Origin of the sequence: Plantibacter sp. LMC-P-059a (genome assembly GCF_030209505.1) — a bacterium.
Lineage (GTDB): Bacteria > Actinomycetota > Actinomycetes > Actinomycetales > Microbacteriaceae > Plantibacter.
Genome location: NZ_JARVRZ010000007.1, coordinates 69,490 through 93,647, shown reverse-complemented (window position 1 = coordinate 93,647; position 24,158 = coordinate 69,490). Strand labels below are relative to the sequence as shown.

Here is a 24,158-nt window from a genome sequence, read left to right as displayed (position 1 = left end):
TGGAATGCATCGGAGCGCGCGGCACATCCCGATCGAAGCACCAGATGACAGCCGCCCGGCGCTGCCCTTGTGGCTCGCCGTCGTGGTTGCCATCGCCGCGGGTCCCATCCTGGACGGCGGGTTCCCCGATCGGGGTGTCTGGCCGCTGACCTTCGTGGGCATCGCGCTCGTCCTCCTGACCCTCATGGGTCGCAGCGTCTGGGGTGCCCTGCTCGTCGGGTTCCTGGCGGGGGAGTCGTTCTACCTGGTGCACATCGAGTGGGCGACGGCGTACCTCGGCCCCGTCCCGTGGGCGGCGTTGTCGACCCTGGAAGCGATGTTCTTCGGGTTGGGAGCAGTCCTCGTGACGCTCGCCTACCGTTGGGTCCCTCGGGCGTTCCCCGGTGTCGCCGGGCGGGTCTGGCTGACGGCAGCCGTCGTCGCCGCGCTCTGGACAGCCAGGGAGACGCTCGTGAGCACCTGGCCGTACGGCGGGTTCCCGTGGGCGAGGATGTCGCTCAGCCAGTCGGAGAGCCCGTTCGCACCACTGGTCGCGTGGGTGGGGTTCTCGGGCCTGACCTTCCTCATGGTGCTCCTCGTCGCGCTGGCGCTCCAGTTGGCCGCCACGGCCGATCTCCCCGCCGTCACCCGGGTCGGGACCGCCGTCCTCGCCGTCCTCGCGGTCCTGCTCGTGCCGGCCTGGCCCACCACCACGACCGGGAGCATCCGGGTGGCCGCGATCCAGGGGAACGGCCCCGCGGGGTACTTCGATGCGGCGGCCCCCGGGACGGTCATGCAGACCCAGATCGACGAGACCCTGCGCGTCATCGATGCGGACGTCGATGTGGTGGTCTGGCCGGAGGGCAGCGCCGACCTCGATCCGCAGCGGGTCCCGCAGTCCGCAGCCGCACTCGACGCTCTGAGCCGACGGATGGATGCACCGTTCGTCGTCGGGGCGATCTCCGAACGGGGCGACCGCTACTTCAACTCGTCGCTGCTCTGGGATGCTGGCGACGGTGTCCGCGACGTCTACGACAAGAAGCACCCGGTGCCCTTCGGGGAGTACGTCCCCGACCGCGACTTCTGGGAGCCGTTCGCGCCCGACCTCATCGGTCTCATCCAGCGCGAGTACACGCCGGGCACGAAGGACAACGTCTTCGACATCGACGGCGTGCTCGCCGGCATCAGCATCTGCTTCGACATCGCCGACGACCAGCTGACCCGCGACGCCGTGGCAGGCGGGGCGCGCGTCGTCTTCGCGCAGACGAACAACGCGGACTTCGGCCAGACGGACGAGAATCAGCAGCAGCTGGCCATCGCCCGGCTGCGTGCGATCGAGTCCGCGCGCTCGGTCGTGAACATCTCCACCGTCGGCACGAGTCAGATCATCGGTCCGGACGGGGCGACGATCGACAGCATCCCGGCGTTCCGGCCCGGTTCGATGGTGTCGGATGTGCCGCTCGCCGACACGGTGACGCCGTCGATGGCGTTCGGGCACCAGCTCGAGGGGTTCATCGGGGGCATGGGTCTCGCGTCCCTCCTGCTCGCCGGTTTCGCGGCACGGGTCCGACGACGAGCGCGGTGACGGCTCCAGCCGGTCCATGCCCGGACATGACGATCGGCTGATCCGAAGTCGGATCAGCCGATCGAGGGGAGGCCTGGGGGCTCGGGGCTACGCGCTCTTCTGCTGGCCGCGACGCGCGCGCAAGTACGAGAGTCGCTCTTCGAGCAGTTCCTCGAGCTCATCGCGCGAGCGACGTTCGAGCAGCATGTCCCAGTGGCTCCTCGGGATCTTCACATCGCCGCGGTCGACGACCACCGGCTGTGAGTCGACGAGCAGGACCGCCTCGGCACCGCAGTGCCGGCACTCCCACAACTCGGGGACTTCCGCGTCGGCGGCGAACGTCATCGTGGTCTCGCGCTCGCAACTCTGGCACCGGTAGGTGTGGTTGCTCCGCGCCGAGAATATGACGCCCTCTTCCGTTTGTAGACTCTGGGCGCCCAAGCGCATTCCGCGCAAACTGCGATCTGCCATTGTGTGGTCTCCTCTCGCTCGGCATGCACAGTTATAAACCCACAAGCTGGGTAAAGTGTTCCGTTCACCCACCCGGCTCCCAGGTCACGCCCAGCTCGCAGCCGATGGAGCGCGACCACTCCGGTCAGGCGTCGTTCAGCGCGAGCCCAGCACCTCGAGGGCGAGGTCACACCGGTCGGTGACGAGACCGTCGACACCGAGATCGAGGAGACGCCGCATGTCGGCCGGGTCGTTGACGGTCCAGACGTGCACCTCGACGCCGAGGGCGTGTACCCGCCGCAGGAGCCGTCCGGTGACGACGGGGACGCCGCGATACCGCTCGGGGATCTGCAGGGCGTGCACACCGCCCAGCGCCCGCCGGAGCGCCGTGTCGCCGAGGTGGAGGGCGACCGTCGGCAGCACCCGGAGCAGGATCGCCGCCGACGCCGAGGTGGGGATGTCCGCCGATCCGGCGTCGCCGCCGAGCGCGTCCAGCACCGCCGAGCGCCGACCTTCGTCGAACGAGGTGACGAGGACCCGGTCGCGCGCGTCGGCCCGGAGGATGGCTTCGGCGGCCGGCAGCGCAGCGGCAGCGTCTTTGACGTCCAGGTTGAAGCGCGCCTCGGGGAAGGCCATGAGCGCCTCGTGGAGCGTCGGGACGTGGTCACCACCGAGGTCGATCTGCTGGAGCTCCGCCAGGTCCAACTCGGCGATCGGCCTCGGGTCGCCGGTGATCCGGCGTAAGGACGCGTCGTGGAAGAGGACCGCATGCCCGTCGCGCGTACGGTGCGTGTCGGTCTCGAGATAGTCGGCGCCCGCGGCGAGGGCCCGGCGGAAGGACGAGAGGGTGTTCTCCGGAACACCGGAACCGGCCAGCCCTCGATGCGCGAACACGCGAGGACCGGCCGGCTGGAAGAAGGTGAGGCTCGACACCGCCACCGTGTGCTCAGGACTCCGGGTGACCGGGTACCTGCGTCGCCGCCGATGGCGACGGCGCCTGGGCCGACGACGTCGACGGGGTGAAGGGCGGCGCCGCGGCGGCGGCTGCAGCAGACCGAGCGGCGGCCGCGGGGTCACGCGTGTTGCCCGGTCCGAACGCGGAGCCGATGCCCTTCAGTGCTTCCGTCAGCTCACTCGGGATCACCCAGAGCTTGTTGGCCTGACCTTCGGCGAGCTTCGGGAGCATCTGCAGGTACTGGTACCCGAGGAGCTTCTCGTCCGGGTCGCCGTCGTGGATGGCCTTGAAGACCGTCTGGATGGCCGAGGCCTCACCCTGCGCCCGCAGGACGGCGGCCTGAGCGTCACCCTCGGCGCGGAGGATCTCCGCCTGTCGGGCACCCTCCGCGGTCAGGATCGCGGACTGCTTGGTACCCTCCGCGGTGAGGATGAGCGCGCGGCGATCCCGCTCGGCGCGCATCTGCTTCTCCATCGAGTCCTGGATCGAGAGCGGCGGGTCGATCGCCTTGAGCTCGACGCGGCCGACGCGGATGCCCCACTTGCCGGTCGCCTCGTCGAGGACGATCCGGAGCTTGCTGTTGATCTCGTCCCGGCTGGTGAGCGCCTCCTCGAGGTTCAACCCGCCGACGACGTTCCTGAGGGTCGTCGTCGTGAGCTGCTCGACGGCACCCAGGTAGTTCGCGATCTCATAGGTGGCCGCACGCGCGTCGGTGACCTGGAAGTAGACGACCGTGTCGATCGAGACGACGAGGTTGTCCTCGGTGATCACCGGCTGGGGCGGGAACGACACGACGGTCTCGCGGAGGTCGATGAGCGGCCTCAGGCGGTCGATGAAGGGGATGAGGAGGTTCAGCCCCGGCAGGAGGGTCTTGTGGTACTTCCCGAGCCGTTCGACCACGCCTGCACTGGCCTGCGGGATGATGCGGATGGAGCGGAACAGCACCACCAGCACGAAGATGACGACGATGGCGGCGATCACCCAGCCGATGATCGCTCCTGATGAGATGTCGTTCACGACTGCTCCTTCTGCTCGCCCGACGGGGTCGGGTGGGTTGGGACGGGGACGACGACGGCGGTGGCACCGTCGACGACGGACAGGATGATGCGGGTGCCGGGCTCCAGCGAGGACGCGGGGGAGTCAAGGGGGGTACGGGCGGTCCAGACCTCGCCGTTGCCGAGCTTGACCTGGCCACCGTGCGGGGTGACCGTGGACATGACGAGCCCTGGCATGCCGAGCAGCGCGTCGATGTTGCTCCTGGCCGGGTCCGCACCGCGTTGCAATGCGCGGAGCAGCGGCGGCCTGACGGCGAGGAGCAGGAGGACGGCGGCGGCCGCGGCGATGAGCAGCTGCAACCACCACGGGGCTCCGACCAGGCCGGAGAGCAACCCGACGACCCCGCCGACCGCGAGCATCAGGAAGGTGAACTCCAGCGAGAGGATCTCGATGATGACGAACACGAGGATCACCACCAGCCAGGCGATCCAGGCGTACTCGGTGATGACGTCCATGATGCGGATTCCTCCCGGATCGGCTCGTGCGACTGCCGCCTCGTGACCCGGGGGAGCGCGAGACGGTGCGCCGGTCATCGTCAACGCTATCAGCTCGACCGCGGGCGCGACCGGATCCGTCCGTCCGGTTGTTGATAGGGTCGTTGGCTGGAACCAGCCGCCGACGAGCGGCCCCAGATCTGAAGGAGCCCTCCCGTGACGAACCCTCTGGCCGCCGGATCCCTCGCCGGGAAGAACGTCCTCGTGACGGGCTCTTCGCGCGGCATCGGCGCAGACACCATCCGGTACTTCGCCGGCGCCGGCGCGAACGTGGTCATCAACTACCGCAACAAGGAGGCGCGCGCCGTCAAGCTCGCCGACGAGGTGCGGGCGCTCGGCGTGCAGGCCGTCGTCGTCGGAGCCGACCTCACGGACCCCGCCTCGGTCGGCGCGATGTTCGCGACGACGAAGGCCGAGCTGGGCGACCTCGACGTCCTGGTCCTGAACGCCTCAGGCGGCATGGAGAGCGGCATGGCCGAGGACTACGCCATGCAGCTCAACCGCGACGCGCAGGTGAGTGTCGTCGAGCACGCCATGCCGATGCTGCGGCCGGGCTCGCGGATCGTCTTCGTCACGAGCCACCAGGCGCACTTCATCCGGACCACCCCGACGATGCCCGAGTACGTGCCCGTCGCGACCTCCAAGCGGGCCGGCGAGGACGCCCTCCGCGCCAAGCAGGACACCTTCGACGCCGCCGGGGTCGACTTCGTCGTCGTGTCGGGCGACATGATCGAGGGGACCATCACCGCGACCCTGCTGGAACGCGCGAACCCCGGCGCGATCAGCTCGCGCAAGGAGTCGGCCGGACGCCTCTACAACGTCGGCGAGTTCGCCGCGGAGGTCGCCGCAGCCGCGGTGGAGCCGATCCCCGAGAACCACACCCGGTACGTCGGCGACACGAGCGACTTCATCGCCGAGTAGTCGACGACGATCGGACGACGGACGCCCGGGCCCACATGGGCCCGGGCGTCCGTCGTCCTCCGGCCGGATTCACCCGGCGAGACCGGCCCGCTTCACCTGCTTGCCGAAGGTGACCGCCTGGACGATCTCGACGACGCCGGCCGCGATGAGGAAGAACGCGGTGACGAGGAGGAGCGTGACGGCTGCGAGGAGCGGGTTCGCGAGCACGAACACCCCGGCGACGACACTGATCACGCCATAGAGGACGGTGACCCACCGCGACACGTCCGGTGCCGAGTCGAACAGGGAGGCGACGCCTTCGACGATCCAGGAGAGGCCGATCACGAAGACGAGCGCACCGATGCCGAGCAGTGGGTCGAGGATGATGTAGACGCCTGCGGCGAACAGCAGCACGCCGAACACGATGGTGAGGATCCGCCAGCCTCCACGGTGCTCACGGGCGAGGACGCCGCGGGTGATGCGGGCGATCCCCGCGATGAGGAAGTAGCTCGCGAAGATCCAAGCGACGGCGACGAGCGACGCCTTCGGGGCGACCAGCAGGAAGACCCCGAGGAGGATGGTGAGGACACCACCCACGGCGAACGCCCAGCGGACGCCGGAGATCTGGCCGGCGGTCAGTCGCGCCGAGTTCAAGGTGTACGTGGTGACGGACGGTTCGGTCATGGTCGGCTCCTGACAGGTGGACGGTGCGGCGATGCCTCCGAGTGATCGGTCGGCATGCCATCAGTGTGACGCATCCGCACAGGTGTTTCACAGCATGACTTCGGAAGTCACCTGCGACGGCAGCCCGAGCCCGTCGGACGTCGACCGACGACGGCGGCTACGCTGATCGCCATGGACGCCGCATCGCAGGACACCCGGGTCGCCGACACCCACGACGTGATCCGGGTCAGAGGCGCCCGGGAGCACAACCTTCGGAACGTCGACGTCGAGCTCCCGAAGCGCCGCCTGACGGTCTTCACCGGCGTGTCCGGCTCGGGGAAGAGCTCGCTCGTCTTCGGGACGATCGCGGCGGAGTCCCAGCGCATGATCAACGAGACCTACAGCGCCTTCGTGCAGGGCTTCATGCCCTCGCAGGCACGCCCGGACGTCGACGTCCTCGAAGGCCTCACCACCGCGATCATCGTGGATCAGGAGCGGATGGGGTCGAACTCGCGGTCGACGGTGGGCACGGCGACCGACGCGAACACCATGTTGCGCATCCTGTTCAGTCGTCTCGGGGACCCGGCCGTGGGCTCCCCGCAGGCGTTCTCCTTCAACGTCGCCTCGATCAGCGGAGCCGGAGCGGTGACGATCGAGCGCGGCGGACAGAGCACGAAGGAGCGACGCAGCTTCTCGATCACCGGCGGCATGTGCCCGCGATGCGAGGGGATGGGAACGGTGAACGACATCGACCGCTCCCAGCTCTACGACGCCACGAAGTCGCTCAACGAGGGTGCGCTCACCATCCCGGGCTACACCCCGGACGGGTGGGGCGTCCGAATCTTCACCGGATCCGGCTTCCTCGACGCGGACAAACCCATCCAGGACTACACGGAGCGCGAGCTCCACGACTTCCTCCATAAGGAGCCGGTGAAGGTCAAGGTCGGCGACATCAACATGACCTACGAGGGCCTGATCCCGAAGGTGCAGAAGTCGTTCCTCTCGAAGGATCGTGAGGCGATGCAGCCACACATCCGCGCCTTCGTGGACCGCGCCGTCACCTTCACCACGTGTCCCGCGTGCCAGGGGACCCGTCTGAGCGAGGGTGCTCGGAGTTCGCGCATCGCCGGACGGAACATCGCGGAGCTGTGCGCGATGCAGATCAGCGACCTGGCGGCCTGGATCCGGGCGCTCGACGAGCCGTCGGTGCGTCCGCTGCTGACGGTCCTCCAGGAGACCCTGGACTCCTTCGTCGCCATCGGGCTGGGGTACCTGTCCCTCGACCGCGCCACCGGTACCCTCTCGGGTGGCGAGGCACAGCGCACGAAGATGATCCGCCATCTCGGGTCGTCGCTCACCGACGTGACGTACGTCTTCGACGAGCCGACCGTCGGACTGCACCCGCACGACATCCAGCGGATGAACGAGCTCCTCCTGCGGCTCCGCGACAAGGGGAACACGGTCCTCGTCGTGGAACACAAACCGGAGACGATCACGATCGCCGACCACGTCGTCGACCTCGGCCCCGGAGCCGGAACCAGCGGGGGACAGGTGATGTTCGAGGGGACGGTCGACGGCCTGCGCGCCAGCGACACGCTCACCGGACGCCATCTCGACGACCGGGCGGCGCTCAAACCGGAGGTGCGCCGTCCGACGGGCGTCATCGAGGTGCGCGGAGCCGACCGGCACAACCTCCAGGGCGTCGACGTCGACGTGCCGCTGGGCGTCCTGGTCGTCGTCACGGGCGTGGCCGGCTCGGGGAAGAGCTCGCTCATCCACGGTTCGGTCGCGGGGCGCCCGGGCGTCGTGACGGTTGACCAGAGCCCGATCCGTGGTTCGCGTCGCAGCAACCCGGCGACCTACACGGGCCTGCTCGAGCCCATCCGCAAGGCGTTCGCGAAGGCGAACGGTGTGAAGCCGGCGCTGTTCAGTTCGAACTCGGCCGGGGCCTGTCCGAACTGCAACGGCGCGGGTGTGGTCTTCACGGATCTCGGCGTCATGGCGAGTGTCTCGAGCGTCTGCGAGGTGTGCGAGGGCCGCCGGTTCGTTGCTTCCGTTCTGGAATATCACCTGGGGGAGCGGGACATCAGCGAGGTGCTCGCGATGTCCGTCGTCGAAGCCGAGGCGTTCTTCGCGGACGGTCCGGCCCGGACGCCGGCTGCGCACGCGATCCTGGCGCGCCTCGCGGATGTCGGCCTCGGATACCTGAGCCTGGGCCAGCCGTTGACCACCCTGTCCGGCGGTGAACGCCAGCGGCTCAAGCTGGCGACGCAGATGGCCGACGACGGTGAGGTCTACATCCTGGACGAACCCACGACGGGCCTGCACCTCGCCGACGTCGCGCAACTGCTCGGACTGCTGGACCGACTCGTGGACTCGGGCAAGTCGGTCATCGTCATCGAGCACCATCAGGCGGTGATGGCTCACGCGGACTGGATCGTCGACCTCGGACCAGGCGCAGGTCACGACGGCGGGCGCCTGGTGTTCGCTGGGACGCCCGCAGCGCTCATCGAGTCGCGATCAACGCTCACCGGAGAGCACCTCGCGCGGTACGTGGGCACCTGACGCACCCCGGCCGTCCCAGCGACGTCCGGACCGGTAGTCGTGACCTGGTGAGCCGATCCGACCCCGCTCGCGGCGGGCTGAAAAGAGCTGATAATGCACATTATGTCAACTCGTTGACCGCGGACCCCTCTCCCTTCCACACGTACCGCAGCGCAGGCGGAGCGAGCGTGCCGTCCCGGTACGCCGGCTCCCACACCGTAATCTCCGTTTCACCAGGATAGAATTTCTAGAGCGGTCACTCTAGAGTGCACGCTCTATCAATCAGGAAGGCGCTCATGCCCCGTGTCGTGGACCAGCAGCGCTTCACCGAACGGCAGACGGTGATTCTCGCTGCCGCGTACCGGTGCTTCGCCGCACAGGGGTTCGAAGGCACGTCGACGGCCGACGTCTGTCGAGCGGCTCGGGTCTCCTCCGGAACGCTGTTCCACTATTTCCCGACGAAGATCGACATCCTGCTCACGCTGCTCCGAGCGAGTGCCGCGTGGACCGAGGAACATCTCCATCGGGCCGCGCGCAGCGGCCGCGGGAAGGCGGCCCTAGAGAAGTACCTCACAACTCTCGATCGCGAGCACGACGCAGACCGGCAGGTGGGCTTCGCCCGAGCGGTCCATGGTGCCGCGCACCTCCCCGAGGTGAGAGCCGTCCTCGTCGAGGAGGCGGAGCTCGTCGACCGCTTCCTGCTCGAGCACATCACCGAAGCGGTGCGCACCCGAGCCGCGCGCACGGATGTCCCACCGGAGCACCTCGCCCGATGGACCCGGTGGATCATCGACGGCGAGGCGATCGACGACGACGAGCGGCAAACTGTCGGCCGCCTGAGCGCCGCTGTCCGGTCGCTCCTCGACCTGGGGTGAACCGGTCGCGGCCCGCTGCTTCGTCAGGCGGGTGGAGCCTGGCGGTCCGGGTCCTCTTCCCACAGGGGCATCCCGAACTCGTTGACCGGGATGGAGGACTCCGCCGGGTCCGGCAGTCGATCCTGCGTCGGGCAGGTCATGAAGTGATCGTGCTCCGAGGACCGATCGAAGGTGTGCTCGGCCAGCGGGTGGCCGCAGACCGTGCAGAGGCGGTCATCGGTGTCCGACGTCTTCGTCTGTTCATCCATGCGGGCGATGCTACGCCGCCACTCCCCGACCGCCCACCCACTTGCGTCGGAGCACACAAGGTGCTCGGCCCGCCGCCCAGCGACCCGACCTCAGGCCTCGCCGAAGCCGGACTCGATGAGCGACGTGAGCGCCTGGACGGCTTCGACGGCATCGATCCCGTCGGCCTGGAGGCGCACCTCGGCCCCCTTCACGAGGCCGAGCGACATGATTCCGAGCAGACTCTTCGCGTCCTTGCCGTTGACGACGACGTTCGCCGCGAACCTGCTGGCGGACCGCACGAACTCCGCGGCGGGTCTGGCATGCAGACCGTCCTTGTTGCGCAGGGTGACCGTCGCCGCGGCGTGGGGCGTGTCCGTCGGCCCGGCGTCCGCCGATCCGGCCTCCGTCGTCGAGGCGTCGGCGTCCGGTCGGCCGGCAGCCGACTGGGCGGCTGCGACGACCTCGTCGAGCGACCGACCGGTCTGGGCGGCGACGGCCGCGGCGACGCCGCCCTCCACGAGCGGGGCGTCCACGATGCGGACGCGCGCGCGCACGGCGTCGCCGAGGAAGTCGAGCGCGGTCTCGGCCGTCAGGATCGCCGAACCGAGATCGCACAGGACCACGACGCCGACTCCGGCATCCACGGCGGCGATCCCGGCGGAGACCAGCGCGAAGCTGGTGCCGATCCCACCGTCGTCGGTGCCGCCGGCCGCGGCCAGAGCGGCGTCGGGGGCCATCTGGCGGGCAACGTCGACGAGCCCCTCAGCGATCAGCGCGCTGTGGGAGACGAAGACGAGTCCGACGGGTCCGCCGCTCATGCAGCCTCCCCCGATGCTGCGGCCGACGCCGCGCCGAGCAGATACGCGGTCGACTGTGCGCCGGGATCGCGATGGCCGATCGCACGCTCTCCGAGGTAGCTTGCTCGTCCCTTCCGTGCCACGAGCGGTTCGGTCGCGACGGCGCCGGCCTCGGCCGCCGCAGCGGCCGCAGCGAGGACGCCGCCCGGGGTCTCCCCCGCAGCGGCAGCAGCCGCGGCAGCGTCGACGGCCGGTGTCCAAGCGTCGACCATGGTCTTGTCCCCGGTCGTCGCCTTGCCTCGGAGCACGATCCCGTCGCGTGCCGCCGTCAGCAACGCGACGACGCCGTCCGCATCCAACTCGGCCCTCCCCGCCACGGCGATCGACGCCTTCAGCAGGGCCGTCCCGTACAGCGGCCCACTGGCGCCGCCGACGGTGGAGATGAGCGTCGTCGCCGCGAGCTTCAAGATGTCCGAGGGCGTCGCGTCGGCGGGCTGCCCGTCCAGTTTCTCGAGGATCGCCGAGAACCCCCGGTCGAGGTTCTCGCCATGGTCGCCGTCGCCGATGTCGCGGTCGAGCGTGATCAGCTCGACGCGGCGATCCGCGATCACCGCAGCACTCCGCCGCATCCAGGCGACCGCCCAGGCTCCGTCCAGTCCCATCCGTCTACCGTCCCCACCGGAGCGCGGCGGTCTGCACCGGCGCGTCCCACAATTCGGTCAATTCGTCGTCGAGTTTCAGGAGGGTGATCGACGCCCCTTGCATCTCGAGGCTCGTCGTGTAGTTGCCGACCAGGGATCGTGCGACCTCGATCCCGCGCTCCCCCAGGGCTTCTGCGACGCGGCGGAACACGATGAAGAGTTCGAGCTGCGGCGTTCCGCCCATCCCGTTCACGAGGACGAGTGCCCGCTCCCCCGGTGCATACGGCAGATCCTCGAGGATGGCACCGAGCAAGCGGTCGACGATGCGGTCCGCCGGTTCCAACGGGATGCGTTCCCGACCCGGCTCGCCGTGGATGCCGATGCCGATCTCGATCTCGTCGTCGGCGAGGGTGAAGCTGGGCTCCCCCGCGTGCGGGACGACGCAGGGGGTGAGCGCGACACCCATCGTGCGCGTCCGTGCGTTGACCTTGAGGGCGACCTCGGCGACCTCGTCCAGCCCTCCCCCGGCCTCCGCGCGGGCACCTGCGATCTTCTCCACGAGGACGGTCCCGGCGACGCCCCGGCGCCCGGCGGTGTAGAGCGAGTCCTTGACGGCGACGTCGTCGTCGACGATCACCGATCGGACCTCGATCCCCTCGGCCAGCGCGAGGTCGGCTGCAGTCTCGAAGTTGAGGACGTCGCCCGTGTAGTTCTTGACGATGTGGAGCACCCCGGCGCCGCCGTCCACGGCCTTGGTCGCGGCGACGATCGGGTCGGGCGTCGGTGAGGTGAAGACCGGTCCGGGGACCGCCGCGTCGAGCATGCCGAACCCGACGAATCCGCCATGGAGGGGCTCGTGTCCGCTGCCTCCGCCGCTCACGATCCCGACCTTCCCGGCGACGGGTGCGTCCGCGCGCGTGATGAAGACGGGGTCGAGGGACACGGAGACGAGATCGGCGTGCGCGGCTCCGAAGCCGGCCACCGCCTCAGCGACGACGTCCTTCGGATCATTGATGAGCTTCTTCATTGAATCCTCCTGCAAGATCGGTTCGGGACCGCCGGCCGGGTGCGCCGGCATCGGGTCTCAACCTACGCGCTGGGCCGCGCCGCCGGTAGGGTCCGGTCGACCGTGGACGCCACGTCGATCAGCGCGAACCGAGGGCTCGGGTCGCCTCGACCCAGGCGTCGAGTCTGGCCGTCGCCGCGCCGGAGTCGATCGCGTCCGCCGCGGACAGCAACGCAGCGGCGAACCGGTCGAGGATCGGCCGTTGTGCCTGCGTCGGATCCTCCGAGAGTTCGAACGCCACGATCCCGGCGGCCGCGTTCAACAGCACGATGTCGCGGACGGGGCCCTCCTCGCCGGCGAGGGTCGCGCGGACGACGCCGGCGTTGTGCTGCGCGTCGCCGCCGATCAGGTCGTCGATCGCGGCGCGCCGGATACCCAGCTCGCGTGGATCGAGGTCGTGTTCGGTGACGGCACCGCGGGTGACCTCCCACAGGTGACTGTGTCCCGTGGTGGTGAGTTCGTCGAGGCCGTCGTCGCCACGGAAGACGAGCGCGGTCGCCCCGCGCGTCTGGAACACCCCGACGAACAGCGGGATCCGGTCGGCATGCGCCACACCGACGGCGGAGGCCTCCGGCCGAGCAGGGTTCACGAGCGGGCCGAGGAAGTTGAAGACGGTGGGGACGCCGAGCTCCGCACGCACCGCGCCGGCGTGCCGGAACCCCGGGTGGAACGCGGCGGCGTAGGCGAAGGTGATCCCCGTGGACGCGAGCACCTCCCCCACCAGGTCCGTCGGCAACGCGAGGTCGACGCCGAGGGCCGACAACACGTCGCTCGAGCCGGAGGCCGAACTCGCGGCGCGGTTGCCGTGCTTGATGACGGGGATGCCGGTCGCGGCGGCGACGATCGACGCCGTGGTGGAGATGTTCACCGTCCCGAACCGATCGCCGCCGGTGCCGACGATGTCGAGCGCGCGGGACGGCGCGACGAGCGGCATCGCGTGGTCGAGGATCGCGTCACGGAACCCGACGATCTCGTCGACCGTCTCCCCCTTCCGACGGAGCGCGATGAGGAACCCGGCGAGCTGGGCGTCGGTGACCTGCCCCGTCATGATGCGTTCCATGGCCCACGTGGACTCGGAGACGCTGAGGTCGGTTCCGGCGATCAGGTCGCCGATGAGCGTCGGCCAGGTCGTGAGAGGCATGACGACGATCTTACAAGCGCGACCCGCCGTGGCCCGGGGCGATCCACCCGGCGAGGATCACATGAATTCCGCAGCAGAACCGAAGATCCCGGTCAGGAAATAAGGATAGCCTTACTGCTCCGCAGGCCATCGTCGCCCCCGAAATGCGAAAAACCGCTCGCGCTATCGGCCATAATGGAGGGGTGACGAGCACCTCAATCAACCTTGCGCCGAGCGCGCCCCGGATCAACCGACCGAACACGGTCGCCGTTGGAACGATCGTCTGGCTGGGCAGCGAGGTCATGTTCTTCGCCGGCCTCTTCGCGATCTACTTCACGCTGCGATCGATGGCTCCCGAGCTGTGGGCGGCCGAAGCCGGCCGCCTGAACGTCCCGTACTCGACGATCAACACGATCATCCTCGTGTCCTCGTCGTTCACGTGCCAGTTCGGTGTCTTCGCCGCGGAGCGCATGCAGCCCCGCATGACGGGCTGGAGCCCGCGCAAGTGGGGCATGGTCGAGTGGTTCTTCCTCACCTACGCCCTGGGCGCCGTCTTCGTCGCCGGTCAGGTGCTCGAGTACGCCACGCTCGTCAGCGAGGGCATCTCCCTCAGCTCGAACGCGTACGGCTCGGCGTTCTACCTCACCACCGGCTTCCACGGCCTGCACGTGACCGGCGGGCTCATCGCCTTCCTCCTCGTGATCGGCCGCGCCTTCGCGGTCAAGCGATTCGGCCACAAGGAGGCGACGAGCGCCATCGTCGTCTCGTACTACTGGCACTTCGTCGACGTCGTGTGGATCGGCCTCTACTTCGTCATCTACATCCTGCGCTAACCCGGAATGACTGACTCCATGAAGACTGACCCCACCCAGCAGACGGCCACCGCGTCGTCCAAGAAGAGCGCTCGCGCGAACCGCAAGAGCGGCCGACGCAGCCCGTTCGCCTCGGCGGCACTCCTCGCCATCGGCCTGCTCGTGACCGGCGGAGCGTACGCGGCCGTCAGCGTCAGCACCGCCAGTGCCGAGCCCGTCGCCGCCGCGAAGTCGCAGGCCTCGGTCGACGAGGGCGAGAAGCTGTTCTCGGCCAACTGCGCCACCTGCCACGGACTCGACATGCAGGGCACGACCGCCGGACCGAGCCTGCTCGGCGTCGGCGCGGCCGCTGTCGACTTCCAGGTCGGCACGGGACGCATGCCGCTGCAGAACCAGGGCCCGCAGGCTCCTGAGAAGCCCGTGCAGTTCACCGAGGAGCAGATCTCCTCGCTGGCTGCGTACGTCGCATCGGTCGCCCCCGGTCCGGAGATCCCCGACGAGCAGTACCTCGACGCCGCCGGCGACTCCTCCAACGGAGCACAGCTCTTCCGGATCAACTGCGCCATGTGCCACAACGTCGCTGCAGCCGGTGGCGCCCTGACCGAGGGCAAGTACGCGCCGTCGCTCGTGGGCGTCAGCGAAGCGCACATCTACGAGGCCATGGTCACCGGCCCGCAGAACATGCCGGTCTTCAACGACATGAACCTCTCCCCCGAGGACAAGCGCGACATCATCACCGCGCTCAAGTTCATGGAGGCGAACCCGTCACCGGGCGGTAACGACCTCGGCTCGCTCGGCCCCGTCTCCGAGGGCCTGTTCCTCTGGATCTTCGGCCTCGGCTCGATCGTCGCCCTCACCGTCTGGATCACCGCGAAGTCGAACTGACCGACGCGGATCGACAACACGTAAGAAGGAGCACAATGGCTCACGACAACTCGAGCGATTCGGGTCACCCGACCGCCGACTCGTCTGCCGATCCGTCCGCCCACGGGCAGGAGCTGCAGGTCGCGACCGGTACCGGGGTCATCGCCCGCGATGCCATCGCCGACCCTGGTCTGCCTCCGCACCGGAAGCGCGTCACGGACCTCGACCCCAAGAAGGACAAGCGGGCCGAGCGCGCCGTCTACACCCTCTTCTACCTGTCGATCGCCGGCAGCGTCTGGGCGGTCGCCGCCTACATGGCGTTCCCGATCGAGCCCGAGGACATCGGGTCCGTCCGGTTGAACAACCTCTTCATCGGTCTCGGTATGGCGCTCGCCCTGCTCGCGATCGGTATCGGCGCTGTGCACTGGGGCAAGGCCCTCATGCACGACGAGGAGGGCATCGACTACCGCCACAAGGTCGGCGGGAACCAGGTCAGCCGCGATCGTGCCGTCGAGATCATGCACGAGGCGAACGTCGAGTCCGGCATTGGACGCCGTGCGCTCATCCGCAACAGCCTCATCGGTTCACTCATCGTGTTCCCGCTGCCCGGCATCGCCCTCTTCCGCGGCCTCGCGCCGTACGACGAGGACCCGGTCGAGCTCATGCAGCACACGATGTGGAAGGAAGGCACGCGTCTCGCTCGCGACCCCTCCGGCACCCCGATCAAGGCATCCGACGTCACGCTCGGAAGCGCCTTCCACGTCATCCCGGAGAACCTCCACGAGGCCGAGCACGTCCTCAACGAGAAGGCCAAGGCGATCGTCCTCCTCATGCGGCTGAAGCCTGAGGACCTCGTCGAGGAGGAGTCGAAGAAGGACTGGTCCTACGACGGCATCGTCGCCTACTCCAAGGTCTGCACCCACGTCGGGTGCCCGGTGGCGCTGTACGAGCAGCAGACGCACCACCTCCTCTGCCCTTGCCACCAGTCGCAGTTCGACGTCACGAACCACTGCGCGGTCATCTTCGGACCGGCCGCCCGGCCGCTCCCGCAGCTGCCGATCACCGTCGACGACGAGGGCTACCTCGTCGCGCGGAGCGACTTCCACGAACCTGTCGGCCCGAGCTTCTGGGAGCGTCATTGAGCACCTCGACCGCAACACGCGCCCCTGAGCAGGCCAAGGCCGCTCCGGCGAAGAGCTCCGGTGGTTTCACCGGCGCTGCAGCCAACTACCTCGAAGAACGGACGTCCATCTCGGTCGCCGTCAAGGAGTTCGGTCGCAAGATCTTCCCCGACCACTGGTCGTTCCTCCTCGGTGAGGTGGCCCTCTACAGCTTCGTCATCATCCTGCTGTCGGGATCGTTCCTCACCTTCTTCTTCCAGGCCTCCATGGCCGAGGTGCACTACGACGGGTCGTTCGTCCCGCTGAAGAACATCGAGATGTCGGTCGCCATGGCGTCGACCCTCGACATCTCGTTCGACATCCGCGGTGGTCTCCTGATGCGTCAGGTGCACCACTGGGCCGCGCTGTTGTTCGTCGCGTCCATCGGCCTCCACATGCTCCGCATCTTCTTCACCGGGGCGTTCCGGAAGCCGCGCGAGCTCAACTGGGTGATCGGCTTCGTCCTCTTCATCCTCGCGATGGCCGAGGGCTTCACCGGGTACTCGCTCCCCGACGACCTGCTCTCCGGTAACGGCCTGCGGATCATCGACGGCATGGTGAAGGGTCTGCCGATCATCGGCACCTGGACGACCTTCCTGCTCTTCGGCGGCGAGTTCCCTGGCACCGACATCGTCGGCCGGCTCTACACCCTCCACATCCTCCTGCTCCCTGCGCTGGTGCTGCTGTTCATCGCCCTGCACCTGGTGTTCGTCGTCGTGCACAAGCACACGCAGTTCCCCGGCGCCGGTCGCACCGAGCAGAACGTGGTCGGGTTCCCCGTCCTCCCCGTGTACGCCGCCAAGGCGGGTGGCTTCTTCTTCATCGTCTTCGGTGTGGTGATGCTCATCGCGTCGCTGTTCACGATCAACCCGATCTGGAACTACGGCCCGTACGACCCCTCACCGGTCTCCGCGGGTACGCAGCCCGACTGGTACATCGGCTTCGCCGACGGGGCGCTCCGTCTGGTGCCACCGCACCTCGAGTTCGTCCTGCTGGACCACACGTTCTCGTTCAACATCATCCTTCCCGTCCTCGTCCTGGGTCTGTTCATCGTCACGGTGTTCATCTACCCGTTCGTCGAGGCGTGGATCACCGGTGACAAGCGCGAACACCACATCCTCGACCGTCCGCGGAACGCGCCGACCCGCACCGCCATCGGTGCTGCCGGCGTGACGTTCTACGCCGCCCTGTGGGCAGCCGCGAGCTCGGACATCATCGCGACCCACTTCAAGGTGACGATGGAAGGCGTGATCCACACGCTGCAGGCCATCCTGATCCTCGGGCCGGTCATCGCGTACTTCCTCGCCAAGCGGACCTGCCTGGCGCTGCAGAAGAAGGACCGCGAGATCCTCCTCCACGGCTACGAGACCGGACGCATCGTCCGGCTCCCCGGTGGCGAGTTCATCGAGGTCCACGAACCGGTGGACGAGTACGAGCGTTGGCGTCTGGCGAGCTACGACGACCACAAGCCCTTGATGATCCGTCCGAACGCGAAGGGCAAGATCACCGGCGTGCAGAAGGCCCGCGCCGCGATGTCGCGGTGGTTCTTCGAGGACCGGATCGCTCCGGTCACGAACACGGAGATCGAACGCTCCCACGGCGACCACCACTAGTCGACGCCTCACGACGAGAGCCCCGCAGTCCACGGACTGCGGGGCTCTTCTCGTTCCCCCAGCACCGACAGCGTGATGCCCTGGGCCGCCGGCAGCTTCTCACCTCGATGACGAGACGCTCACGACCCCCAGGACGCCCATGACAAGCCTGCAGGCGGGTCTCATCCACGACCTTCGTGGCAACGGCGCAGGTAGGGACGCGTCTTTCAGCGAGAGCCTTGAGGACGACATCGCGTCTCGGTTCGGGGCAAACCTCGTGTCTCGCCGGTGGACCGCTCCCCCAGAGCGTGACGGCGGTGCGGGCTGCCTCTGCGTCGCGGTTTGCCAGCGCAATCGTGAGTGGGCCTCTGCAGCAGGCGCTCATCCCGTCCCCTCCCTGGCCTTGCCCTCCGACGCCTCGAGTTGCTGGTGGCCTCCGCTGTGGGTGTCGATCTCCTGACCCTGTTTCTGCGATCCTGCCGGGCTCTCTCGGCCCCCCCAGAGGCACCAGCTTCCCTCCGTGGCCCGGACGTCCTGAATCGCAGCGCAGGCAGCTGCACACCCGGCGGCTGCCTGCGCTCCGCAGGCGGCCGCGCCCGTACCTCGCTCTGAGCGCACACATGAGCGGCATCGCGCATCGGCCCAGCGCTCAGTCGAACCGACCGGGAGATCATGGGGCAAGCGGAAAACAGCCCGAACGTCCGCTCGTGCGGCGCACGCGACAATCCCCTTTAGGGAACGCGAAAGAGCCCCCGAGCGGTGTGCTCGAGGGCTCTTCGGTACCGCTTCGGATCTCAGCCGAGCGGGAGGATCTTCTTGTAGAACTCTGCGGTGACGTTGTAACCGAGGCGACGGTAGAAGTCTCCGGCCCGCGACGTCGACATCGTCAGTTGACGAGCGCCGCGTTCGACGGCGTAGTGCTCGTTCGCCTCGACCAACGCCGAACCGATACCTGCGCCACGAGCACTCTCGTCGACGACCAGCTCCTGCAGATGTGCGGTGAGGCCCGCAGCGTGCAACAGGCGCGACACGGTCATCAGCGTGTAGCCGACCACGCGGTCGTCTTGATCGATGGCGACATACAGCACATTCGTCTCGTCCTCGCGGGGACGCATCACGTTGTTGTATGCAGCCATGAAGTCATCGGCGGCCGGTGGAATCGAACCCGTGATGAGCTGGCCGGCCAATGCGAAGACGGCGGACCGGTCGTCGGGCTGGCCACGTCGGATGCTGAACGAGTCGACCATCAGCGAGCGAAGTATCCGCGGTAGTACTCGTAGTTCCAACCGACGACCGCGATGACGACCAGCGGGATACCGATGATCGCGATCCAGAAGCCGACAGCAAGACCCAGCACGAGCAGACCACAGGCGCCGGCGAGGATGATCGGCCACCAGCTCCACGGGCTGAAGTGCCCGATCTCCGGGTCGCCGTCATCGATGTTCGCCGTCAGGGTGTCCTCGGGGAGCTCGGCTCCCTGGCTCTTGTGGACGCGGCTGAGGTAGAAGCCGAGGAAAGCGCTCAGGATGGCTGCGAGAGCCAGCGTGACCGTCCCGACCCACTCGACGCGGCCGTGCAGCGGGTCGATGATCGACCACACCGTGTAGACCGCGCAGAGCAGCGCGCAGAACACCGTGAGGATCGTGAAGAGGATGATATTGGCGCGCATGGCGGCTACTTCACCTTTCCGGAGTCGACATCGAGCGTGGGTGCGTCAGGTGCGTCCTTGGCGGGACCGACACCGACCGGGATACCGACCTCGGGGTGGTGGAGGTCGAACGCCGGGCGCTCCGAACGGATGCGCGGGATCGACACGAAGTTGTGACGCGGGGGCGGCGAGCTGGTCGCCCACTCGAGCGATCCACCGTAACCCCACGGGTCGTCCTCGGTCACCCGGGGAGCCTTCCGGATCGTGACGTACACGTTCAGGAAGAAGGGCAGCAGCGAGATCGCCAGGATGAACGACCCGACGGTGGACAGCTGGTTCATCCACGTGAAGCCGTCTTCCGGCGAGTACGTCGCGTACCGACGCGGGAACCCGATGACGCCCAACCAGTGCTGGATGAGGAACGTCGTGTGGAAGCCGATGAACAGCAGCCAGAAGTGCCAGTAGCCGAGCTTCTCGTTGAGCATCTTGCCGGTCCACTTCGGCCACCAGAAGTAGAAGCCGGCGAACATGGCGAACACGACCGTGCCGAAGACGACGTAGTGGAAGTGCGCGACGACGAAGTAGGAGTCTGAGACGTGGAAGTCGAGCGGCGGAGACGCGAGGATGACACCGGTGAGTCCACCGAAGACGAAGGTGATCAGGAAGCCGATCGACCAGAGCATCGGGGTCTCGAAGGTGACGGAGCCACGCCACATGGTGCCGAGCCAGTTGAAGATCTTCACACCGGTCGGAACCGCGATGAGCATCGTCATGAGCGCGAAGAACGGGAGCAGCACGGAGCCGGTGACATACATGTGGTGTGCCCACACGGTCACGGAGAGGGCTGCGATCGCGATCGTCGCGTAGATGAGTGTCTTGTAGCCGAAGATCGGCTTGCGGCTGAACACCGGGAAGATCTCCGACACGATGCCGAAGAACGGCAGCGCGATGATGTAGACCTCAGGGTGACCGAAGAACCAGAACAGGTGCTGCCAGAGGATGACGCCACCGTTCGCCGCATCGTAGATGTGGGCGTCGAACACGCGGTCGGCGGCGAGACCGAAGAGCGCGGCCGCGAGGACCGGGAACGCCATGAGGACGAGGATCGACGTCACGAGCACGTTCCACGTGAAGATCGGCATGCGGAACATCGTCATGCCGGGAGCGCGCATGGTGATGATCGTGGTGATGAAGTTGACGCCACCGAGGATGGTGCCGAACCCGCTGAGGGCCAGACCGAGTACCCAGAGATTCCCGCCGAGACCTGGCGAGAAGGTCGTACTCGACAATGGCGCGTACGCGAACCAGCCGAAGGCCGCTGCACCCTGCGGGGTGAGGAAGCCACCGACGGCGATGAGGCTACCGAAGGCGTAGAGCCAGAACGCGAAGGCGTTCAGTCGCGGGAAGGCGACGTCCGGTGCACCGATCTGCAGCGGCATGAGCGCGTTCGCGAAGCCGGCGAAGAGGGGCGTCGCGAACATGAGCAGCATGATCGTGCCGTGCATCGTGAACAGCTGGTTGTACTGCTCCTTCGTCTCGACGATCGTTCCGCCGGGCTCGAAGAGCTGCGCACGGATGATGAGCGCCATGACGCCACCGAGGCAGAAGAAGATGAACGAGGCGATCAGGTACATGTACCCGATGGTCTTGTGGTCGGTGGAGGTGATCCACTTGACCAGGATGTTGCCCTTGCGCTCGACCGAGCTGCGTCCGACGACGCTCGCTTGGCCTGCAGGAAGCGTGGTGGAGGTCATTCCCCGTCTCCGTGCTCTTCGAGACCTGCCGGCGCCTTGGTGCCGGGCAGGTTGCTGTTGCGGTCGTATTCGGTGCCGTAGTCGCCGATGTTGCCGGAGTCGGCGAGGTCCTCGAGGTGCTTGTCGTACTCGGCCTGCGAGACGACCTTCACGTTGAAGAGCATGAGCGAGTGGTATTCGCCACACAGCTCGGCGCACTTGCCGGCGTAGGTTCCCTCACGCTCGGGCGTGAAGGACATGTAGTTGGTCTTCCCCGGGAACATGTCCTTCTTGTAGAGGAAGTCGATGACCCAGAAGGAGTGGATGACGTCGCGCGACTGCAGCGCGATCTTCACCGTCTTGCCGACGGGCAGGTACAGCGTGGGGAGCGCGTCCTGGTCGATGACGCCGCCGGGCTTTTCATCGGCCTGCACGCCTGCGGTCCAGACGTCCTGGCCGTTGACGGCCTCGTCGTACACGAAGTCCCATGCCCACTGCTTGGCGAAGACCTCGATCGCGACGTCGGGATCCTCGTACTGGGTCTCGATCGCGTTCTGGTCGCGCGCCGTGAAGGCGAAGAAGCCGAGGACCAGGATGAGCGGGACGACCGTGTAGAAGATCTCGATCGGCATGTTGTACCGGAGCTGCACGGGGAGGCCCGTCTGGCCCTTGCGGCGGCGGTAGACGATGACGGCCCAGATGATGAGCCCCCACGTCACCACGCCGACGGCCAGCAGCACCAGCCAAGCGGTCACCCACAGGCCCGCGATGCGGTCCGTGTGGTTCGTGACGGGAGATTCGCCCTCGACGAATCCCGGCAGGTAACCATGTAGTTCCGCCTGCGTACAACCCGCCAGGACTATGGCGAGTGTGGCTGCGACCGGAATGGCAGCCCATCTGAGACGACGAGTCGAGCGCACCTCTGAAACCTTTCGAATACACACCTGTGGATCGCCTCCCAGTCTAGTGGGGATGGGTGGTGAACGCCGGACCATTCGCGTCCGCGGTGCCGGATCGTGACCGGAATGTCGAAGGGGAAACCACCCGGGACCGGGTGGTTTCCCCTTCAGGAAGAATCTGCCTCAGTGGAAGCTGTCGCCGCAGGCGCAGCTGCCCTCGGCGTTGGGGTTGTCGATGGTGAACCCCTGCTTCTGGATGGTGTCCTCGAAGTCGATCGAGGCACCGTCGAGGTACGGGACGCTCATCTTGTCGACGATGACCTCGACGCCGTCGAAGTCGACCGTGGCGTCTCCGTCGAGCATGCGCTCGTCGAAGTAGAGCTGGTAGATGAGTCCGGAGCAGCCCCCGGGCTGGACGGCGACACGCAGGCGGAGGTCGTCGCGACCCTCCTGCTCGAGGAGGCTCTTGACCTTCTGCGCCGCCGTGTCGGAGAGGCCGACGCCGTGGGCCGCGTCGATCTTGGTCTCGGTCAGGATGGTGTCGCTCATGATGCTCCTCGCGAGGTCTGGCGGCGCCGGACGACGCCTGTGAGTCATTCTACCGCTCGGGGCGGCGGGCGCACCCCCATGATGCCGGGGGTGTTCCCACCGCCGCGGGTCAGCCTGCCGAAGGCTTCGGTGCCGAGGCCAGCCGTCCGAGGAGGACCGCCTCCGTGAGGATCGCCTTCTGGAACACCCCGAGGTGCAGCGACTCGTTCGGGCTGTGGGCCCGCGAGTGCGGGTCCTCGACGCCCGTCACGAGGATCTGGGCCTCCGGGAAGACCCGGACGAGGTCGGCGATGAACGGGATGGACCCACCGACACCCATCTCCACCGGCTCGACCTCCCAGGCGTCGTGCATGGCGCGCTTCGCCTCGGCGACGGCCCAGCCGCCCGTGTCGACGAGGAACGGACTCCCCTGGTCGACCTCGTCGATGGCCAGTTGCGCTCCGAAGGGCGCGTGGGCAAGGAGGTGCGCCTCGAGGGCTCTGTAGGCGTCCGCCGGGTCCTGACCGGGGGCGATCCGCGCACTGATGCGGACGGCCACCTCCGGGATGAGGGTGTTCGAGGCGTTGGCCACGGTCGGTGCGTCGATCCCGGTGACGGTGATCGCGGGCTGGGACCAGATCCGGCTGAGGATGGAACCCCGGCCGATGGGCGAGACGCCGTCGGAGAGGCCTGACTCCGCGCGGAGCTGCGCCTCGTCGAACTCGGGGGTGACCGCGTCGTGGGAGGTGAGCCCCTCGACCGCCACGGAACCGTCAGCATCCCACAGGCTCGCGAGGAGGGTGACGGCCGCAAGCATGGCGTCCGGCACCGCTCCCCCGAGCATGCCCGAGTGCGAGGCGTGGTCGAGCGTCTTCACGCGCAACCGGAACGTCACGTTGCCACGCAGGCCGATCGTGAGCGCCGGGGTCCGTTCGTCCCAGTTGTCGCTGTCGGCGACGACGATGACGTCGGCCGCGAGGGTCTCGCGGTGCTCCTCCAGGAACGAGCCGAACGATCGCGACCCGAACTCCTCCTCCCCCTCGATGAACAGGACGATGCCGAGGTCAAGGTCGGGACCGAGCACCTCGGTGACGGCCCGGATCGCCGCGATGTGGGACATCACACCGGCTTTGTCGTCGGCGGCGCCCCGCCCGTAGAGGCGGCCATCGCGGACGGTCGGCTCGAAGGGCGGCGACTCCCACTTGTCGTCACTCCCGGGCGGCTGGACGTCGTGGTGCGCGTAGAGCAGCACGGTGGGGCGCCCGTTGCGGGCCTCGCGCCGGGCGAGGACGGCCGGCTGCCCGAGCTCCGTCCCTCCGTCGACGGCGGCGCGGCTCACCGAGACCTCGTCGAAGACACCGAGACCGCGGGCGAGTTCGGCGACGGCCTCGGCGCTCCGGGCGACCTCGGCGGCGTCGAACGCCGACCAGGACACGGAGGGGATCCGCACGAGTGCCGACAGGTCGGCGATCGAGGAGGGCAGCGCGCCCGCGACCGATTCGCGGAGCCGGTCGAGGAGTTCCTGGTCGTTGTGTGGATCTTGGGCCGATTCCGTCGTGGTACCTGTCGTCATGCGAGTAATCTTAAGCG

24 protein-coding genes are annotated in these 24,158 nt (G+C 67.9%); 8 read left to right on the top strand and 16 right to left on the bottom strand.

What is annotated here, in order from left to right; translation table 11 throughout:
• Positions 1–4 precede the first annotated feature (4 nt).
• Positions 5–1,564 carry an apolipoprotein N-acyltransferase gene (gene lnt / locus QRN27_RS16605; RefSeq protein ID WP_285043192.1) on the top strand — a complete coding sequence of 520 codons (1,560 nt, stop codon included), beginning with the start codon at positions 5–7 and terminating at the stop codon, positions 1,562–1,564.
• Between the two features lie 87 nt (positions 1,565–1,651).
• Here lnt and QRN27_RS16600 read toward each other — a convergent pair whose 3' ends face one another.
• The 4 genes from QRN27_RS16600 to QRN27_RS16585 form a co-directional block, all read right to left on the bottom strand.
• Positions 1,652–2,014, bottom strand: coding sequence for an RNA polymerase-binding protein RbpA (locus tag QRN27_RS16600; protein WP_056005533.1), 363 nt, complete (start codon positions 2,012–2,014; stop codon positions 1,652–1,654).
• Positions 2,015–2,149: 135 nt separating this feature from the next.
• The gene (locus QRN27_RS16595; protein WP_285043191.1) at positions 2,150–2,926 is read right to left on the bottom strand and encodes a glycerophosphodiester phosphodiesterase family protein; all 777 of its coding nucleotides are present in this window, start codon (positions 2,924–2,926) and stop codon (positions 2,150–2,152) included.
• 13 nt (positions 2,927–2,939) lie between these two features.
• Positions 2,940–3,965, bottom strand: coding sequence for an SPFH domain-containing protein (locus QRN27_RS16590; RefSeq protein WP_285043190.1), 1,026 nt, complete (start codon positions 3,963–3,965; stop codon positions 2,940–2,942).
• Positions 3,962–4,459, bottom strand: coding sequence for an NfeD family protein (locus tag QRN27_RS16585; RefSeq protein WP_285043189.1), 498 nt, complete (start codon positions 4,457–4,459; stop codon positions 3,962–3,964). The genes QRN27_RS16590 and QRN27_RS16585 overlap by 4 nt, the downstream gene beginning before the upstream one ends.
• A 195-nt stretch (positions 4,460–4,654) precedes the next feature.
• On the opposite strand from QRN27_RS16585, the gene QRN27_RS16580 reads away from it, so the two are divergent.
• On the top strand, positions 4,655–5,419 hold the full coding sequence (locus QRN27_RS16580) for an SDR family oxidoreductase (protein WP_285043188.1): 765 nt from the start codon (positions 4,655–4,657) through the stop codon (positions 5,417–5,419).
• Between the two features lie 69 nt (positions 5,420–5,488).
• Here the strand turns inward: QRN27_RS16580 and QRN27_RS16575 are convergent, their stop codons facing one another.
• The gene (locus tag QRN27_RS16575; RefSeq protein WP_285043187.1) at positions 5,489–6,082 is read right to left on the bottom strand and encodes an HdeD family acid-resistance protein; all 594 of its coding nucleotides are present in this window, start codon (positions 6,080–6,082) and stop codon (positions 5,489–5,491) included.
• Positions 6,083–6,253: 171 nt separating this feature from the next.
• Between QRN27_RS16575 and QRN27_RS16570 the strand changes: the two genes are divergently transcribed.
• Together QRN27_RS16570 and QRN27_RS16565 are read left to right on the top strand one after the other, a co-directional pair.
• Entirely contained in the window at positions 6,254–8,626 is a 2,373-nt protein-coding gene (locus QRN27_RS16570; protein WP_285043186.1) for an ATP-binding cassette domain-containing protein, read from the top strand.
• Between the two features lie 275 nt (positions 8,627–8,901).
• On the top strand, positions 8,902–9,480 hold the full coding sequence (locus QRN27_RS16565; protein ID WP_285043185.1) for a TetR/AcrR family transcriptional regulator: 579 nt from the start codon (positions 8,902–8,904) through the stop codon (positions 9,478–9,480).
• A 23-nt stretch (positions 9,481–9,503) separates the two neighbouring features.
• Here QRN27_RS16565 and QRN27_RS16560 read toward each other — a convergent pair whose 3' ends face one another.
• The 5 genes from QRN27_RS16560 to trpD all read right to left on the bottom strand — a co-directional run bounded on the left by QRN27_RS16560 (position 9,504) and on the right by trpD (position 13,353).
• On the bottom strand, positions 9,504–9,728 hold the full coding sequence (locus tag QRN27_RS16560) for a hypothetical protein (RefSeq protein ID WP_285043184.1): 225 nt from the start codon (positions 9,726–9,728) through the stop codon (positions 9,504–9,506).
• A 90-nt stretch (positions 9,729–9,818) separates the two neighbouring features.
• On the bottom strand, positions 9,819–10,526 hold the full coding sequence (gene dhaM, locus QRN27_RS16555) for a dihydroxyacetone kinase phosphoryl donor subunit DhaM (protein ID WP_285043183.1): 708 nt from the start codon (positions 10,524–10,526) through the stop codon (positions 9,819–9,821).
• Positions 10,523–11,167 carry a dihydroxyacetone kinase subunit DhaL gene (dhaL, locus tag QRN27_RS16550; protein WP_285043182.1) on the bottom strand — a complete coding sequence of 215 codons (645 nt, stop codon included), beginning with the start codon at positions 11,165–11,167 and terminating at the stop codon, positions 10,523–10,525. The genes dhaM and dhaL overlap by 4 nt, the downstream gene beginning before the upstream one ends.
• 4 nt (positions 11,168–11,171) lie before the next feature.
• On the bottom strand, positions 11,172–12,173 hold the full coding sequence (dhaK, locus tag QRN27_RS16545) for a dihydroxyacetone kinase subunit DhaK (RefSeq protein ID WP_285043181.1): 1,002 nt from the start codon (positions 12,171–12,173) through the stop codon (positions 11,172–11,174).
• A 118-nt stretch (positions 12,174–12,291) separates the two neighbouring features.
• On the bottom strand, positions 12,292–13,353 hold the full coding sequence (gene trpD / locus QRN27_RS16540; RefSeq protein ID WP_285043180.1) for an anthranilate phosphoribosyltransferase: 1,062 nt from the start codon (positions 13,351–13,353) through the stop codon (positions 12,292–12,294).
• A 143-nt stretch (positions 13,354–13,496) separates the two neighbouring features.
• On the opposite strand from trpD, the gene ctaE reads away from it, so the two are divergent.
• Genes ctaE through qcrB form a run of 4 tightly spaced genes read left to right on the top strand, consistent with a single transcriptional unit; the run spans position 13,497 to position 17,781 of the window.
• Entirely contained in the window at positions 13,497–14,165 is a 669-nt protein-coding gene (gene ctaE, locus QRN27_RS16535; RefSeq protein ID WP_082455740.1) for an aa3-type cytochrome oxidase subunit III, read from the top strand.
• An 18-nt stretch (positions 14,166–14,183) separates the two neighbouring features.
• Positions 14,184–15,029, top strand: a complete 846-nt coding sequence (gene qcrC, locus QRN27_RS16530) for a cytochrome bc1 complex diheme cytochrome c subunit (RefSeq protein WP_285043179.1) — start codon at positions 14,184–14,186, stop codon at positions 15,027–15,029.
• Positions 15,030–15,064: 35 nt separating this feature from the next.
• Complete coding sequence (gene qcrA, locus QRN27_RS16525) at positions 15,065–16,150, top strand: cytochrome bc1 complex Rieske iron-sulfur subunit (protein ID WP_285043178.1); 1,086 nt, start codon at positions 15,065–15,067, stop codon at positions 16,148–16,150.
• On the top strand, positions 16,147–17,781 hold the full coding sequence (gene qcrB, locus QRN27_RS16520) for a cytochrome bc1 complex cytochrome b subunit (protein WP_285043177.1): 1,635 nt from the start codon (positions 16,147–16,149) through the stop codon (positions 17,779–17,781). The genes qcrA and qcrB overlap by 4 nt, the downstream gene beginning before the upstream one ends.
• A gap of 773 nt (positions 17,782–18,554) precedes the next feature.
• Here the strand turns inward: qcrB and QRN27_RS16515 are convergent.
• From QRN27_RS16515 to QRN27_RS16490, 6 genes are all read right to left on the bottom strand, one after another.
• On the bottom strand, positions 18,555–19,007 hold the full coding sequence (locus tag QRN27_RS16515; protein WP_285043176.1) for a GNAT family N-acetyltransferase: 453 nt from the start codon (positions 19,005–19,007) through the stop codon (positions 18,555–18,557).
• Complete coding sequence (locus QRN27_RS16510; protein WP_194670102.1) at positions 19,007–19,429, bottom strand: cytochrome c oxidase subunit 4; 423 nt, start codon at positions 19,427–19,429, stop codon at positions 19,007–19,009. The genes QRN27_RS16515 and QRN27_RS16510 overlap by 1 nt, the downstream gene beginning before the upstream one ends.
• 5 nt (positions 19,430–19,434) lie before the next feature.
• Positions 19,435–21,162 carry an aa3-type cytochrome oxidase subunit I gene (gene ctaD / locus QRN27_RS16505; RefSeq protein ID WP_285043175.1) on the bottom strand — a complete coding sequence of 576 codons (1,728 nt, stop codon included), beginning with the start codon at positions 21,160–21,162 and terminating at the stop codon, positions 19,435–19,437.
• Positions 21,159–22,061 carry an aa3-type cytochrome oxidase subunit II gene (gene ctaC / locus QRN27_RS16500; RefSeq protein ID WP_056005474.1) on the bottom strand — a complete coding sequence of 301 codons (903 nt, stop codon included), beginning with the start codon at positions 22,059–22,061 and terminating at the stop codon, positions 21,159–21,161. The genes ctaD and ctaC overlap by 4 nt, the downstream gene beginning before the upstream one ends.
• Before the next feature lie 162 nt (positions 22,062–22,223).
• Positions 22,224–22,589, bottom strand: coding sequence for an iron-sulfur cluster insertion protein ErpA (gene erpA / locus QRN27_RS16495; protein WP_056005471.1), 366 nt, complete (start codon positions 22,587–22,589; stop codon positions 22,224–22,226).
• 109 nt (positions 22,590–22,698) lie between these two features.
• Positions 22,699–24,141 (bottom strand): dipeptidase, encoded by a 1,443-nt coding sequence (locus QRN27_RS16490; RefSeq protein ID WP_285043174.1) that lies wholly within the window; start codon positions 24,139–24,141, stop codon positions 22,699–22,701.
• Positions 24,142–24,158: the final 17 nt, after the last annotated feature.

Coding starts and splice junctions, on each gene's coding strand:
- dhaM (WP_285043183.1), bottom strand. CDS start 10,526: ATGAGCGGCGGACCCGTCGGACTCGTCTTCGTCTCCCACAGCGCGCTG.
- QRN27_RS16515 (WP_285043176.1), bottom strand. CDS start 19,007: ATGGTCGACTCGTTCAGCATCCGACGTGGCCAGCCCGACGACCGGTCC.
- QRN27_RS16490 (WP_285043174.1), bottom strand. CDS start 24,141: ATGACGACAGGTACCACGACGGAATCGGCCCAAGATCCACACAACGAC.
- ctaD (WP_285043175.1), bottom strand. CDS start 21,162: ATGACCTCCACCACGCTTCCTGCAGGCCAAGCGAGCGTCGTCGGACGC.
- erpA (WP_056005471.1), bottom strand. CDS start 22,589: ATGAGCGACACCATCCTGACCGAGACCAAGATCGACGCGGCCCACGGC.
- QRN27_RS16510 (WP_194670102.1), bottom strand. CDS start 19,429: ATGCGCGCCAATATCATCCTCTTCACGATCCTCACGGTGTTCTGCGCG.
- lnt (WP_285043192.1), top strand. CDS start 5: ATGCATCGGAGCGCGCGGCACATCCCGATCGAAGCACCAGATGACAGC.
- dhaL (WP_285043182.1), bottom strand. CDS start 11,167: ATGGGACTGGACGGAGCCTGGGCGGTCGCCTGGATGCGGCGGAGTGCT.
- QRN27_RS16560 (WP_285043184.1), bottom strand. CDS start 9,728: ATGGATGAACAGACGAAGACGTCGGACACCGATGACCGCCTCTGCACG.
- QRN27_RS16585 (WP_285043189.1), bottom strand. CDS start 4,459: ATGGACGTCATCACCGAGTACGCCTGGATCGCCTGGCTGGTGGTGATC.
- qcrA (WP_285043178.1), top strand. CDS start 15,065: ATGGCTCACGACAACTCGAGCGATTCGGGTCACCCGACCGCCGACTCG.
- QRN27_RS16575 (WP_285043187.1), bottom strand. CDS start 6,082: ATGACCGAACCGTCCGTCACCACGTACACCTTGAACTCGGCGCGACTG.
- QRN27_RS16565 (WP_285043185.1), top strand. CDS start 8,902: ATGCCCCGTGTCGTGGACCAGCAGCGCTTCACCGAACGGCAGACGGTG.
- dhaK (WP_285043181.1), bottom strand. CDS start 12,173: ATGAAGAAGCTCATCAATGATCCGAAGGACGTCGTCGCTGAGGCGGTG.
- QRN27_RS16570 (WP_285043186.1), top strand. CDS start 6,254: ATGGACGCCGCATCGCAGGACACCCGGGTCGCCGACACCCACGACGTG.
- ctaE (WP_082455740.1), top strand. CDS start 13,497: ATGCGAAAAACCGCTCGCGCTATCGGCCATAATGGAGGGGTGACGAGC.
- QRN27_RS16600 (WP_056005533.1), bottom strand. CDS start 2,014: ATGGCAGATCGCAGTTTGCGCGGAATGCGCTTGGGCGCCCAGAGTCTA.
- trpD (WP_285043180.1), bottom strand. CDS start 13,353: ATGCCTCTCACGACCTGGCCGACGCTCATCGGCGACCTGATCGCCGGA.
- qcrC (WP_285043179.1), top strand. CDS start 14,184: ATGAAGACTGACCCCACCCAGCAGACGGCCACCGCGTCGTCCAAGAAG.